The following is a 13,919-nucleotide window of genomic DNA, read 5'->3' as shown; positions in this document are numbered from 1 at the left end:
AACGGTTGAGGCCGGATTCCGGCCGCAACCGGGTGCAGGATCGGAGTGTGGTGGACGGACCGAGCGGGCGGATGCTGGAACTGCTGTCGCTGCTGCAGAGCGGCAGGACCTGGACGGGGCGCGAGCTCGCCGAGCGCGTCGGCGCGTCTGCGCGCACCCTGCGGCGCGACGTCGACCGGCTGCGCGGCCTGGGCTATCCCGTCCGATCCACGCGCGGTCCCGGCGGCAGCTACCGGCTCGTGGCCGGGCGCGCCATGCCGCCGCTGCTGCTCACCGACGAGGAGGCGGTGGCCGCCGTGGTGGGGCTGCGCCTGGCGTCGTCGGCCGCCGTGTCCGATGCCGCCGACGCTGCGGGCAACGCGCTGATCAAGCTGGAACAGGTGCTGCCGTCGCGGCTGCGCTACCGGGCCGAAGCCGTCTCCTCCTCCACCGACGCCGTCGCGCGCACCCACGCCGCCCCCGATCTGCGCACTCTGCAGCGCCTGGCCACCGCCGCGCACGCGCGAAACCACGTGCGCTTCAGCTACACCGACCGCGCCGAACGCAGCGGCGACCGCCGCGTCGAGCCCTACCGGCAGGTGCTGGTGGGGCGACGCTGGTACCTGCTGGGCTGGGATCGCGACCGGCGTGACTGGCGCACGTTCCGGTTGGACCGGATGGCCGGGCTGACGGTCCAGCCCACCACGTTCACCGCGCGCGAGTTGCCGAGCGCCGACACCGTGAGCTTCGTGCACGACAGCGCACGCTTCCCCATCAGCCGGCACCGCGGCGTGGTGCTGTTCTCCGCGCCGGTGGAACGGGTATCGGAGCGGCTGATGGCCGAGGCGGGCTCGTTGGAGGCCGTGGACTCCGGCTCCTGCCGCCTGGTGACCGCCGCCGACTCGTGGGAATGGATCGCGATCACCGTCGCCATGGTCGGCGTCGCCTATACGGTCGAAGGCCCCCCGGAGCTGGTCGCCTTCACCCGCGACGCCGCGCAGCGCATGGCACAGGCGGCGGGCGACTGATCCCCGCCGGAGCGGCCGCCCCGTGCGGCTGCGCCCGCAGCGCAGCCGCACGGTGGTGCGGGCGCGCACCGCCTGCGGCCGTGGCTCGCCTGTGCCGCGATGCTCCCGCCGCTCTGTGCTCGCCGGCGCCGGCAACCGCGGCAGCGGCGCGCGGGACGGCGGTGCCGCGGGTCAGCCGCCGCGAGGGCTGTCGTCCTTCTCCAGACCGTTGAGGACTGTGGAGAGTTCCTGATGCAGTTCGTCGAAGACGGCAACGTGGTCGGCAGTGGGCATGTCGTCGAGGGCCGCCAGGCGTTCGCGGGCCATCTGCAGGGTGCGCTCGGCGATTCCCGCCGCCTGCTGTTGCTCGGTGGCCGCGTGGGCGTTTTCGGCCGATTCCGTGTGGCCAAGGGGGGTTGCGTCCGTCACTTTTCCGCGCCGCCCTTCATCTGTGCGCGCATTGCCGTGCCTACCGCCGCGGAGCCGACCCGCTCCCGCGGCGCCGGTCCTATTGTGCAATTCCGCTCGTGCTGTGGCTATTGGTCGTTCTTCGTGCTGTTCTTACCACGGCTGGCGGGGCGCTTCGCGCCACCGCTCTTGGCGGCGGCGCCGGAACGGCCGGAACCGGACTTGGCCTTCGTCGAGCGCTGCTGCTGGCTCTTGGCCGACGCCGCCGTTCTCTTGGCGGTGGCCTGCCCGTTCCCCGCGCCTCCGCCCGAGGACGCCGCCTCCGAGCGCTCCGAGTCGCCCTGGTCCGCCTCCGTAAGCGGCTCGCCGCCCGGCGCCTCACCGTTCGTTTCGGTTTCGGTTTCGGTCGAGTCGACCGCGGCGCTCGCACCGGCGCCGTGCGCAGCGTCTCGCGTGTGCGCGCTCGTCTCGGGCTTCCCAGCGGCGTCCGCGTCCGCTGCGGTCCCGGCCGGCGCGTCCTCGACCGCCTTCCCGTACCCGTCGGCCGCGTCGGCGGGGGCTCCGCCCGCCGACGGCAGGGGCCCCGCCTCGGCTGCCTCCGCGGAGGCAGCGGCGACGGGCGGCACCGCGGCGTGTATGGGCGCCGTGCTGATGAGCGGCCGCTGGGCGGCCAGGCGGCGCTCCAGCTCGGCCACGCGGCGTGCCAGGCGGTCGTACTCAGCCCGGCTGACCAGCTCCATCCGCTCCAGGGCCCGCTCGACCTCGCTGCCGACCAGTGCGTTCAGCGCCTCGCGGTTGGCCTGCGAGGTCTCGATCAGCTCGCCGGCCAACGTCTGGATCCCCGAACCCGCGCGCTGCCCGCCGTCGCCGGTCTCTCCCGCCGGCCCAGCGGACCGCGCCCCGCTCGGCGCGGGGGCGGCGAAACGCTCCTCACCCGCCTTGAGGATCACTTTGGCCGCTGCGACAGCGCGTTTGCGGGTCAGTTCGGTGAGGCCGTTGACTGCTTCGAAATAGGCACGCACCGCATCGACGACCATGGTGACTTGCTCCTTGCCGGTACCAGAGAAAGCGGAAGAGTTGCCGGTGCCACAGCGGGGTGGGACGCAGCCGTAAACGCTACCGGGCGTGCGGCCTCCACGGGCGCGACTTCGCAGGGTCGAGCGGCATTTCGCCCGCCGCACCGCGGCGGCGGGCGGGAGAGCCGGACGCCGGTGGGGCATCATGGGACCCATGGCCACTCTGGAGGAGTGCCGGGCGGCGATCGGCAAGGTCTCCGAGCGCATCACCGAAATCGACCCGGCCGACCGGCGCAAGCACATCGTCGAGCGCACCGTAAGCCTCACCGTGAGCGACGTGGACACCGTGTTCGACATGCGCCTGACCGAAGACGGGATGCAGGACATCACCGAGCGCCGGCCCGACGAATCCGCCCGGCGCGCTGAGGTGGGCGTCACCGTCTCCAGCGACGACCTCGTCGCGCTGGCCGAGGACCGCCTCGACGCCGCCAAAGCCCTTCTCGGCGGCCGGGTGAAGCTCGATGCGAACTTCGGCGATCTGATGCGGCTGCGCAAGCTGCTGTGAGCGCCCGCACCCGCCCTCAACGGCGAGAACGCCGCCTGCGGCGGGTATCGTGCCAGCGTGCGGAAACACGCGGGCGCGGACGCCCTTGAGTTGGCGCCACTGCGGGGGCTGCGCTACGCCGACCGCGACGCCGGCCCGATGCTGGACTCGCCCGAGTTCGAGATCGCCCGGGCCCTGGCACCGCCCTACGACGTGCTCGACGCGGCCTCCTTCACGGAACTCACCCGCGCCGAACCGCACAACGCCGTCCGTCTGACCGTTCCGCCGATCACGGTCGGACAGCGTGCGGGAGCGGGGCCGCCCATAACCGCGGCGGACCGCTATGCGGCCGCCGCGCGCACGCTGCGGAACTGGCTCACCGAGGGGATCCTGGTCCGCGACAGGGAACCGGCGATCTACGTCTACGAGCAGACCCTGCCCGAAGGACTGCGCCAGCGCGGGCTCGTCGGCGCGCTGCGTCTCCCCGCTCCCGGCAGCCCAGTGGTGCGCCCGCACGAGGACGTCGCCCCGGAGCCGGTACTCGACCGCGCCCGGCTGATGGCCGCCACCCAGGCCAACCTGGAACCGATCTTCCTGCTCTACCGAGGAGGCGACGGCGCCGCCGCACGCATCACCGAAACGGTCGCCGAAACCTGGCCGCAGCCGCTGGTGGATACCGCGACCGCCGACGGCGTCGCCCACCGGCTGTGGTCGGTCACCGACACAGCGCTGCACGGGGAGATCGCCGCGGATCTGGCCGCCCGCACCGCGCTCATCGCCGACGGGCACCACCGCTACGCCGCCTACCAGCGCCTCCGGGCCCGCCGCCACGGGCCGGGCCCCTGGGACGACGGGCTCGCGCTGCTGGTGGACTCCGACTCCTGCCCGCCCCGAGTGGGCGCGATCCACCGGGTGCTGCGCGGCCTGGACACCGACGCCGCGGTTGCGGCGGCGGCCGAGGTGGCGGCAGCGGTGCCGATGCCCGCCGAAGCGGAAGGGCCGGCGGTTCCGCCCGGAGCCACCGGCGGCACCTCCGAGCCGTCGGGGGGCGAAGGTCCGGGGCTGGTGCTCGCCGCGCCCGATCGCGGAAGCAGGAGGTTCCGGCTGCGCGTGGATGCGGATCGGCTGGCGGCCGCGTTCCCCGACCGCTCCCCCGCCTGGCGCGCTCTGCCCACCGCCGCTCTGGAGTACCTGCTGGGCGTGTGGGGGCTCGGCGACGCCGACGTCGACCTGGTGCACGACGACCCCGCCGCGGCGGTGGCCGCGGCCCGCCCCGGCCGCGACACGGCTGTGCTGCTGGACCCCGTCCCGGTCGAGGACGTCTACACGATCGCCGCCGAAGGCGAACTGACACCGCGCAAGACGACGTCCTTCGGTCCCAAGCCGCGGACCGGCCTCGTGCTGCGTGGCGCCGAAGCGCTCGGCCCCCGACTCACGGGATGAGCCCGCGGGCGCGCCTTCGGTGTCGCCGGGGACCGCGCCGCGATACCGCACCGCCGGCGCAGGGGATACCGCGGCCGTCCCCTCTGCCTCCGCTGGCTAGGCTGGGTGGTGGAACCGGCGAACGCCCGGGCGCCGGTGTCCGGCAAAGGCATGCGCGGCGGCTCCGGTGGGCGCGAAGGGCCGTTCAGATGTGATCGCTCCCGCCGGAGCGGGATCACGGCGGCCCCGCAGCGCGGTCGCCGGCCGCCCGCGCGGCCGGCGCGCGGCGGGGACCGGACCCGGAGCACCCCCGGGCGCACCGGGCGACTCGCACCAGGACCAGGAGACCGATGACTGACGGCATGACCCTGCAGAGCGCAGAGAGCCCGCTGAACGAGCGCTACGACGCGGCTCTGCTCGATCTCGACGGCGTCGTCTACGTCGGCTCCGCTCCGGTGCCCGCCGCGCCCGAGGCCGTCGACAAGGCACGGGCGGCAGGCATGCGCGTGGCCTTCGTGACCAACAACGCGGCCCGCACTCCCGCCCGGGTCGCCGAACGGCTCACCTCGATGGGGGTCGGGGCGGCTCCGGAGGATGTGGTGACCTCGGCGGAGGCCGCCGCGCGGCTTGTGTCGGAGCGCTTCCCGGCCGGATCGGCCGTGCTGGTGGTGGGTGACACGGGCCTGCGGTTGGCGCTGCGCCAGCGCGGACTGCGACCGGTGTCGACGGCCGCGGAGCGGCCGGTGGCCGTGATCCAGGGCTACTCCCCCCGGCTGAGCTACGACCTGATGGTCCAGGGGGCGCTCGCGGTGGCCGACGGCGCGCTGTTCGTGTCGGCCAATAACGACGCGACGGCACCCCTGGACCTCGGCGTGCAACCGGGCAACGGCGCGGCCGCCCGGGTGATCGCCCACGCCACCGGCAAGGAGCCGGTGGTGGCAGGCAAGCCCATGCGGCCCCTGCACGAGGAGGGCGTGCTGCGGACCGGTGCCGAGGCGCCGCTGGTGGTGGGCGACCGACTCGACACCGACATCGAAAGCGCCACAGTGCGCGGCGCCGCCGGCCTGCTGGTGTTCTCCGGTGTGACGAGCCCCGCCCAAGCGGTGATCGCTCCGCCCGAGCACCGTCCCTCCTTCCTCGCCTGGGATCTGTCCGGGATCAACCAGCCCCACCCGCACGTCCGTATGGAGTCCGGGGATGCCCACTGCGGCGGGTGGACCGCCGCTCTCCGGGCGGGCCGGCTGCGCCTCTCGGGCCGGGGCGAACGCCTGGACGGCCTGCGCGCCCTGTGCGCCTGCGCCTGGGCCGCCCACCCCGACGGCCCCGTTCCGGACGGCAGCTGCGACGAGGCCCTCGCCGAGCTGGGCCTGCCGGAGGACGACTAGCACCGCAGGCGGTCCGGACCCGCCGCCGAGGCCGCGACGAACGCAGAGGGCCTGCCGTGCCCGGCGGCATGCACGGGTTCACCGGCAGATCCGGGCACGGCGCAGCGGCGGGGATCAGGACGTCAGCTCCCGGAAGCGTCCGCGGAGGATCCGGGGCGGCGACTGATGCGCTGAACGGTGCGCGCCTCGATCTCCACGACGCTTGCCGCGCCCTTGGGCGACCTCCAGAAGCGCCTGCGCAGCACGCCGCTGATCTGGACGACGTCGCCGAGGCGCCACTCGCGGGTGCGCTCCTCGATGGCCTTCTGGAAGCTGACGCAGGTGATGGGGTCGGCGGACTGGTTGGGGCGCTGCTGGGCGGGGGCGCGGGCGATCGAGACCCGCCAGGTGGTGAGGCGGTCGCCGCTGGCCAGTTCGCGGACGTAGGGCTCGGCGGTGATGCGTCCGGCGACGACGACCTCGTTGCGGTGGCCGGGCTCGCGATCGTTCCCGCCGGCCGAGCCGCGCGCGGACGCCGCCGCCCGCTTGCCGCGAGTGGTTCCGGTGGCGTTCGCGGTGCCGGGAATCGTCGCCGGCGCCGGAGCGGTGGTCGGGGGCGTGGTCGTGTCGGGCATGGTTCCTCCCTGCGGACGAGACTCGATGGTCCCGAGTGGCGGCTGCCGGACCGCCGAAGCGGACCGGCCGGGCGATTCCAGAATCCGAGTCGCACACCCTCGGCCGAAAGCCCGATTCCCGACCTGTGGACAAGTCTCGACGCACCCGGCTCCGTCGGGGCGGCGGTGGGCGGCGGCCGCGCCTGCCCCGCCCGGCCACGTCGGATCCGCGGTGAACTAGATTCGGCACAGGCCGCCCGGTCGCGGCGGAGGCGGCGCTCCCGCACCGCGGCAACCGCCGCCGGCCCCGGGACCCTCTGCGGCGGCCCGCACCTCGGGCCGCCGTTCGCAAGCGGAAGGAGACGCCAGGTGCACGACGACGTGGACCCCAACGCGCTGCCCAGCGGCATCACCGCCCTGGGCGACGACATCTTCGCCATCGACACGCGGATGGCGGGCTATCCCGGGATCACCTCCAGCTACCTGATCCGCACCGAGCGGCCCTGCGTCGTCGAGGTGGGCACCGCCGGATCCGCACCGGTGCTGCGGGACGCGCTGCAGGCGCTCGGAATCGGCCCCCGGGACCTGGCCACCGTCGTCGTCACCCACATCCACCTCGACCACGCCGGCGGCGTCGGCGACATCGCGACGATGTTCCCCAACGCCGAGATCGTGGTCCACGAGCGGGGCGCCCGCCACCTCGCCGATCCGTCGCGCCTGATGCGTAGCGCCCGCATGGTCTGGGGCGACCAGCTCGACGTCCTCTTCGGCGACCTGCGCCCCACCGACGCCGCCCGCATCCGCTCGGTCGCCGAAAGCGGCGAGGTCGACCTGGGCGCCGGGCGCCGGCTGGTCAGCCACTACACACCCGGCCACGCCAAGCACCACGTCGGCCTGGTGGACTCCGCCACCGGAGATCTCTACGTCGGCGACGCCCTGGGCGTCTACAACCCCGCGACCGGCGACGTGCGGCCCGCCACCCCGCCGCCCGACTTCGACTTGGACGCCGCGGTCGCGTCCCTGCGGCTGTTCGGCGACATCGGGGCGCGACGGCTGATGTTCTCGCACTTCGGGGCCGTCGATACGGTCGGCGAGACGCTGCAGAGCGCCGAGGAGGAACTGCGGATGTGGGTGGAGACGGTTCGCGACGCACGGGCCGACTCCCCCGACCTCGACCATGCCGTGGCCATGGTGCGCGAGCGGGTCGTGAGCCGCTACCGCCCCAACCCGGAATCGGTCTCCGCCGAATCGGCCGAGGTCATGGACGTCCTCAGCGGAGTGCACAGCAACGTCACCGGCATCACGCACTGGCTCGACCGCGTCGCCGAGGACCAGCGTGCGGCCGCCGACTCCGGGGGGCAGCGGGAGGGCTGACCGGGGTCGGCCCCGCCGGGGCTCCACGGCGCCCGGGCCCCGGAAGCCGCCCCGGCGGCTCACGGTGCGCCGGGCAGGCCCAGCACGCGCAGCAGGTGGGCGTAGATGCCGTCGTCCCACGACAGGTCAGCGGGCAGCACGTCGAACTCGCCGACCTCGTCGGTCTCGAAAGTGCCGTCGAGCGGCCGGCGCGCCGCAACCTGCGCATGGGTGACGACGGTCGTATGGCCGCCGGCGAGGACGTAGTAGCCGTCGACGTGCACCTCGCCGAGGTCGGCGCCGGCCTCCTCGCGGGCTTCGCGGCGCGCCGTCGCCTCGATGCCCTCGCCGGGTTCGGCGTGGCCGCCGGGGAACTCCCAGGCACGGCTGCGGTGGCGCACCAGCACCGGCCGTTCACCGCGGAACAGCAGGCACACCACGGAATCGTGGCGTTCGGGCAAGCGTCCCAGGTGTACGGCGGCGCCGTTCAGCGACGGTTGCGGGCTCATGGGGTCGAACACCTCGGCGATCGGGGGTTCGGAAGGGCGGGCGGCCGGCGGGGCCGCCCGGAACGTCCTCCGGAGCGGGCGGTCGGCGGCCCTGCGAACCGCCCCCCGGGGGGGCCGGTGTAATCGTACTCTCCTAGAATTCAGGAACCCCCTGCTCGGTGAGTTTCGCGAACTCGTGTGAGCTGGGATGACTTGGACAGATCCCGAGCCATAGGGCAGGGTTGTCCGGGCGGTCGGTGTGACACGCATGGTGTGCCGGGAAGTCTGGTCGGCGATGTTCTGCAACGCGTAGGGACGACTCGGGAGTTTCGACCATGGCGACCAAGACGAGTTCGAACGGACTCGCCGACGCACTTCGCAAGGACTCCGTCGGCGGTTTCCTCCTGATCGCCGCGGCCGCCGTGGCACTCATCTGGGCCAACTCGCCGTGGTCGGGACTGTACGAGGCGGTCCGCGGCTTCACCTTCGGCCCGTCCGAGCCGCTGCACCTGGACCTCGACGTCGAGCACTGGGCCGCCGACGGCATCCTGGCGCTGTTCTTCTTCATCATCGGCGCCGAGCTCAAGCAGGAGTTCGTCCACGGTGAGCTGCGCAACCCGAGACGGGCGATGCTGCCCATCGTGGCCGCCGCCGGCGGCATGGTGGTACCGGCGCTGGTCTTCGTCCTCTTCAACCTGACCCGGCCCGAGGGGCTCTCCGGCTGGGGCGTTCCGATGGCCACCGACATCGCCTTCGCGCTGGCCGTGCTGGCGATCATCGGCCGCCATCTGCCTCCGGCGCTGCGCACGTTCCTGCTTACGCTGGCCATCGTCGACGACCTGGGCGCGATCCTCGTCATCGCCGTCTTCTACACCGACGACCTGAAATTCGGCGCCCTGATCGCCGCCCTGGCACTCCTGGCGGCGTTCGGCTTCCTGCAGCAGGGCCGGGGCCCGGCCGCCGCCCTCGACCGCTCTCCCATCCCCAACTGGGTGGTCTACGTTCCGCTCGCCTTCGCGATCTGGGCGCTGATGCACGAGAGCGGAGTGCACGCGACCATCGCAGGCGTGGCCATGGGCATGCTGATGCGCAGTACCGAGGCCGAGGGCGAGCACGAGTCGCCGCTGCACCGCGTCGAGCACATGCTGCGCCCTTGGGCGATGGGGGTGGCCCTGCCGATCTTCGCCCTCATGTCGGCGGGAGTGGCGTTCGGCGGCATCGCCCAGATGGTCACCGACACCATCGCGCTGGGCGTCTTCTTCGGCCTGGTCGTGGGCAAGCTCGTCGGCATCCTCGGCGGCGCCTGGATCACCACCAAGGTGACCCGTGCAGAACTCAACCCCACACTGAGCTGGTGGGACATCGCCGGAATGTCGATCCTGGCGGGAATCGGCTTCACGGTCTCACTGCTGATCACCGAGCTGGCCTACCCGGGGGCCGAGTCGATGCTGGACAGCGCCAAGGGAGGCGTGCTGCTGGCGTCGCTGGCCGCCACATTGCTCTCCGCCGGCATTCTGGGGTGGCGGAGCACCCATTACAACCGGCACGGGATCCCCGGAGAGGCCGGGGCGCGCAGCGGCTGAGACGGCGGAGCGCCGCGGACCGGGACGGCTGAACGGCCCAGCCTGCGCGTTCGCGGGCGACGAAGACATCCACAGGCATGACCGGCACCGATCCGGGTATCGTCACCTTCGTCCACCCGTCGAGCCCTCCCCCAAGGACACCGATGCCCCTCGGCCCGCTGGCCCTCCTCTTCGGCGGCGGGACCGGCGTGGCGCCCGCGCGCCCGCTGCGGCGGGCGGGTGCGCTGATGCTCGCAGCGCTCGCGTTCGCTCCCGCCGCCTGCAGCACACCGGCGCGGACCGACAAGCCGGGCACCATCGAGACCGTCGTCGGCACGGGCGAACCCGGGTGGCTCGAGGGCGGCTATGCCGGAGACGCGGGCGACGCCGTAGGAGCGCGGCTGAACGCGCCCGGCGCCCTGGCGTTCGCCGCCGACGGCACCCTTTATGTCGCCGACACCGACAACAACCGGATCCGCCGCGTCAGCCCCGACAGCGGCACCATCAACACGGTCGCCGGCGGGGGCGGGAAGGACTGGGCTCGGGCCGAGAGCGCCACGGCCGCGGCACTGCCCGAGGTCGCCGACCTGGCCGTGAGCTCCTACGGCGACACCCTCTACGCCGCCTCTACGCTGCAGAACCAGGTGGCCGCGATCGCCCCGAAGGAGGGAACGATCGAGATCCTCGCGGGCCGCGGAGACGGCTCCGCCACGCAGCTGTCCCCTCCGCATATGGAGCGGCTGGGTGCTCTGTGGTGGCCCAGCGGCGTCGACGTCGGCCCCGGCGGGAGGCTCTACATCGCCGACAGCGGCAACGGCCGCATCGTGGCGGTCGGCCCGCACGAGGCCCGCGACGCCGGGCGGCCGGAGCCCGATCACGTGCGGGTGGTCGCCGGAAACGGTGCGCAGGGGCGGCCGGGCAGCGGGTACCCCGCGGACGGGGAGTTCGCCGAGCTCGGCCGGTTGGCCGTGGACGGCGACGGCTCACTCCTGTTCGTCGACGGCATCGCCGGGCTGCGCAAGCTGGACTCCTACGAGCACACCGTAAGCGCCGCATGGAACCCGCGGCTGCCGGAGCATCCGCAAGCCATCGCCGTGGACAGCCGCACGGGCATACTGTTCGCGGCCGACGCCGTCGAGAACCGTGTTCTGGCCTTCACACCGGGCCGACGCGAACCGATCGTCGTCGCGGGAACCGGGCACCACGGCTTCACCGGAGACGGCGGACCGGCCGAGCAGGCCGCCCTCGACTCCCCCGGCGGCCTCGCCGTCAGCCCCAGCGGTGACCTCTACATCGCCGACACGCACAACCACCGCATCCGGATTGTGCACGACATCACCGCGGCCCTGGCCGACCGGGCGGACTGAACCACCGCCGCGCCGGCGCGTCGCGGCGGCAGCGCCACCGGCGCCCTCAGCGGGAGGTCGACCTGTCGATCCCGGCGAGCACCGCCTCGACGTGGGGCCCTACTCGCGCCCTCAGCTCGTCGCTCCAGACCTCCTCGGAGTACCGCCGGTGCAGATACAGGTCCCTGGCATGGGACAGCACGGGCCGGTGCTCCTGCGGAAGCCGGGCGAGGGCCCATTCCGCGGCGGCATCCTTGGTCATGACCTCGCCGGTGGCGAGCGTGGCCCAGACGCGGGCGAGGGTCAGCACCACGTTGCGGGTGTCGGTGTCCACCTCGGCGAGCAGGTCGGGGATGCCCGCCACGCTTGCGCGCACCACGTCGGCGTGCGGGACCGGGTCGAGTACCTGCGCGGGCGGCCGGCCGGCGAGCGGGCGGTCCCCGGCCAGCGCCATCGTGACGATCAGCGCCAGATCCGGCATCGTGGCGGGCCGGGGCGGACCGCCCGCGGCGAACTCGTCGCGCATCCACTCGCCGTACAGGAAGTCGCCGGTGGGCGGGAACCGCCACGGGCGGACCCGGGATTGGACGACGACGGTGAGCTCGACCGGTCGCGCTCCGCCGGAGAAGCCGGATCGCGCGAGCAGCCCGTCGAGAAGCCGGCGCCGCCGGCCGTCGTCCATGGTCCGCCGGGAGACGACGAGCACGTCGAGGTCGCTGGCCGGTTTCAGCCCGCCGGACACCGCGGACCCGTGCAGGTAGACGCCGAGGGCGTCGGGGCCGAGGACGTCGTCGACCAGCCGTGTGATATCGCCGATCAGGTCCATCGGGCCGGTTTCGGCCATCGGTCCGTGCGGGCGCAGCCGGTTTTCCGGAGGACGGGCCGCTGCGGACGGGCGTCGGCGCAGGCCGTCAGCGGTCGGTTTCGCTCTCCTCGGACTCCCCGGCTTCCGCGTCGGGGTCCTCGGCGTCGGTCCAGACGACGTCGTCGCCGATGTCGACGATCTCGACGCCCTCCAGCTCGGCCATGCGCTCGTCGGCGTCGGTCAGCCCTTCGCGGTCCACCGAGGAGGCGCGCGCGAAGTACTCGCGGGCCTCCTTCTTCCGGCCGGAGGCGACGAGCGCGTCGGCGTAGGCGTAGAAGAGGCGCGCGACCCACGGGCGGGCGCGCCGCTCCTTCAGCTCGGGGATCTGCAGCTCCACGACGGCCGCCTCCGGTTGCCCGAGGTCGCGCCGGGCTCCGGCCGCGACGATGCGCAGTTCGATGCGGTCCTCGATCGACAGGTCCTTGGCCGCAGGGTCGCGCACGATCTCCAGTGCACGCTCCGGGCGCCCGAGGCCGCGCTCGCAGTCGGCGATCATCGGCAGATAGTTGTCCTGCCCGGTCATCCGGCGGGCCGCCCGAAGATCCGACAGGGCTTCCTGCCATTTGCCGACCGAGTAGGCGGCGATTCCCGCGGCCTCGCGAACGATTCCCATTCGGGAGGCTTTCCGGCGGGCGAAGGAGGCGTGCTCGTAGGCGCGCTCGGGTTCGTCGTCGAGCAGGCGGCCGGCCATCACCATGTGTCTGCCGACGACCTCGGCGAGGGACTTGGGCAGGCCGGTCAGCTCCTTGCGGACCTCCGGGTCGAGCTCGTTGAAGGCCACGTCGTCCGGCAACCGGGGAGCGGCCTCACGGTCCTGGGAGCCCGAACCGTCGCGGCCCTGCCCGCCGCTCGGACCGCGCTGGGGACGGCCGCGGTCGTCGCCGCGGTCGGGGCGTCCGCCGACTCGGCGGTCTCCCGACCGGGCGCCGCGCTCATCACGGCGGTCCCGTCCGCCACCGCCCTGGCCGGACTGGCCGCCCCGGCCGGAGCCGCCTCCGGACTGGCCGGAGCCGCGTCCGCCGCCGTCACGACCGCCACGGAAGCCTCCCGAACGACCGCCGCCGCCTCCGGCCCCGGAGCGGGGCCGACCGCCGCTACCGCCGCCTCGGCCGCCACTTGGACCGCCGGAACGGGGGCCGCTTCCAGAGTTGCGTGCTCCTGAGCCGTTCCGGTTCCCGCGGCTTTCGTCAGTCATGCTTCCGTCCGTAAACAGTCAAAAGCGCTGCCACTCAGGAGTAGCAGCGCGTTGTTCATCCCAGGTCTTTCACTCTACCTGCATGCGGCGGGCGCATTCGCCCGCTCGGTACCTCCGGAACGCGGCGGTGGGAGCCTCCCACCGCCGCTCGCATCCAACCGCGGCGCCTCAGGATCGAGGACGACACTCTGAGACGTACGTCTTTCGGTCTGTCCCCGACGGAAGCGAACCCGAGCCGGTACGGCCGTTCGCGGCTACGCCCGGCTCCGCCGGCGCGGACGGTGACAGGCCGGAGGGGCTCATCTCCCCTGCGCAGAAGTGCATGAGGCAGCCGCGCAGGACCGGCTCCCGCCCGCCACCGGCGAGAAGCCGGCGGGGCCCCCGGAGCGGCGGCGCGCGCCGCCGCTCAGTTCCCAGATGACACCGCGCATCGGCGCTTGAATAAGCACCTGATTCCCTTCTTGACCATCCCCGGCGGAAGCGCCGGGACCTCGGTCGCGGATGAGTGTTGGCAATCCGACAGAACACGACCGACAGAACACACCGGAAGGGATGCGCCGACCATGAGCCGAGCCGACGCCTGGTGATCACTGTCGGTCAGATACCGAGTACGATACCGTAATCTGCCGTTGAAAGTGCAGCTGACCGGCCGTTTCGCCGACGAATGGGCGCCCACCGGCCGTTCCCGTCCGCGACCGGAATCGGGTACAAAAAAAGGGGGGCAGGGCCCCCGAAAACGGGAACCCCACCCCCCAA

General features: G+C 73.2%; 13 protein-coding genes. 7 read left to right on the top strand and 6 right to left on the bottom strand.

From position 1 onward, the window contains the following. The first annotated feature begins 47 nt into the window (after positions 1 to 47). Positions 48 to 1,007 (top strand): helix-turn-helix transcriptional regulator, encoded by a 960-nt coding sequence (locus LP52_RS07120; RefSeq protein WP_238580774.1) that lies wholly within the window; start codon positions 48 to 50, stop codon positions 1,005 to 1,007. 171 nt (positions 1,008 to 1,178) lie between these two features. On the opposite strand, the gene LP52_RS07115 is transcribed toward LP52_RS07120, so the two are convergent. Together LP52_RS07115 and LP52_RS07110 are read right to left on the bottom strand one after the other, a co-directional pair. Continuing rightward, positions 1,179 to 1,415 (bottom strand): hypothetical protein, encoded by a 237-nt coding sequence (locus LP52_RS07115; RefSeq protein ID WP_040271823.1) that lies wholly within the window; start codon positions 1,413 to 1,415, stop codon positions 1,179 to 1,181. 107 nt (positions 1,416 to 1,522) lie between these two features. Next, on the bottom strand, positions 1,523 to 2,431 hold the full coding sequence (locus LP52_RS07110) for an accessory factor UbiK family protein (protein ID WP_052809548.1): 909 nt from the start codon (positions 2,429 to 2,431) through the stop codon (positions 1,523 to 1,525). Between the two features lie 193 nt (positions 2,432 to 2,624). On the opposite strand from LP52_RS07110, the gene LP52_RS07105 reads away from it, so the two are divergent. The 3 genes from LP52_RS07105 to LP52_RS07095 all read left to right on the top strand — a co-directional run bounded on the left by LP52_RS07105 (position 2,625) and on the right by LP52_RS07095 (position 5,761). Beyond that, positions 2,625 to 2,975: an SCP2 sterol-binding domain-containing protein gene (locus tag LP52_RS07105; protein ID WP_040271822.1), complete on the top strand. Its 351-nt coding sequence runs from the start codon at positions 2,625 to 2,627 to the stop codon at positions 2,973 to 2,975. 57 nt (positions 2,976 to 3,032) lie between these two features. Next, on the top strand, positions 3,033 to 4,397 hold the full coding sequence (locus LP52_RS07100; protein ID WP_040271821.1) for a DUF1015 domain-containing protein: 1,365 nt from the start codon (positions 3,033 to 3,035) through the stop codon (positions 4,395 to 4,397). A gap of 341 nt (positions 4,398 to 4,738) precedes the next feature. Continuing rightward, positions 4,739 to 5,761, top strand: coding sequence for an HAD-IIA family hydrolase (locus LP52_RS07095; protein WP_040271893.1), 1,023 nt, complete (start codon positions 4,739 to 4,741; stop codon positions 5,759 to 5,761). A 122-nt stretch (positions 5,762 to 5,883) separates the two neighbouring features. On the opposite strand, the gene LP52_RS27175 is transcribed toward LP52_RS07095, so the two are convergent. Beyond that, positions 5,884 to 6,375, bottom strand: coding sequence for a single-stranded DNA-binding protein (locus LP52_RS27175; RefSeq protein WP_157036249.1), 492 nt, complete (start codon positions 6,373 to 6,375; stop codon positions 5,884 to 5,886). A gap of 348 nt (positions 6,376 to 6,723) precedes the next feature. Between LP52_RS27175 and LP52_RS07085 the strand changes: the two genes are divergently transcribed. Beyond that, entirely contained in the window at positions 6,724 to 7,728 is a 1,005-nt protein-coding gene (locus LP52_RS07085; protein ID WP_040271820.1) for an MBL fold metallo-hydrolase, read from the top strand. A 59-nt stretch (positions 7,729 to 7,787) separates the two neighbouring features. Here LP52_RS07085 and LP52_RS07080 read toward each other — a convergent pair whose 3' ends face one another. After that, positions 7,788 to 8,216 carry an NUDIX domain-containing protein gene (locus LP52_RS07080; RefSeq protein WP_040271891.1) on the bottom strand — a complete coding sequence of 143 codons (429 nt, stop codon included), beginning with the start codon at positions 8,214 to 8,216 and terminating at the stop codon, positions 7,788 to 7,790. A 314-nt stretch (positions 8,217 to 8,530) separates the two neighbouring features. Here LP52_RS07080 and nhaA point away from each other — a divergent pair, with 314 nt between their 5' ends. Beyond that, a complete protein-coding gene (gene nhaA, locus LP52_RS07075) occupies positions 8,531 to 9,778 on the top strand; it encodes a Na+/H+ antiporter NhaA (RefSeq protein WP_040271818.1) in 1,248 nt (415 codons plus the stop codon). A 143-nt stretch (positions 9,779 to 9,921) separates the two neighbouring features. Further along, positions 9,922 to 11,124, top strand: a complete 1,203-nt coding sequence (locus tag LP52_RS07070; RefSeq protein ID WP_040271816.1) for an NHL domain-containing protein — start codon at positions 9,922 to 9,924, stop codon at positions 11,122 to 11,124. Positions 11,125 to 11,170: 46 nt separating this feature from the next. Here LP52_RS07070 and LP52_RS07065 read toward each other — a convergent pair whose 3' ends face one another. Both LP52_RS07065 and LP52_RS27645 read right to left on the bottom strand, forming a co-directional pair. Then, positions 11,171 to 11,947 carry an aminoglycoside adenylyltransferase family protein gene (locus LP52_RS07065; protein ID WP_202966072.1) on the bottom strand — a complete coding sequence of 259 codons (777 nt, stop codon included), beginning with the start codon at positions 11,945 to 11,947 and terminating at the stop codon, positions 11,171 to 11,173. A 67-nt stretch (positions 11,948 to 12,014) separates the two neighbouring features. Next, positions 12,015 to 12,761 (bottom strand): tetratricopeptide repeat protein, encoded by a 747-nt coding sequence (locus tag LP52_RS27645; protein WP_238580773.1) that lies wholly within the window; start codon positions 12,759 to 12,761, stop codon positions 12,015 to 12,017. Positions 12,762 to 13,919 lie beyond the last annotated feature (1,158 nt).

The organism is Streptomonospora alba (assembly GCF_000826685.1).
Lineage (GTDB): Bacteria > Actinomycetota > Actinomycetes > Streptosporangiales > Streptosporangiaceae > Streptomonospora > Streptomonospora alba.
Note: the sequence above shows the minus strand (reverse complement) of the source record. Positions and strands in the feature narration are given on the sequence as shown.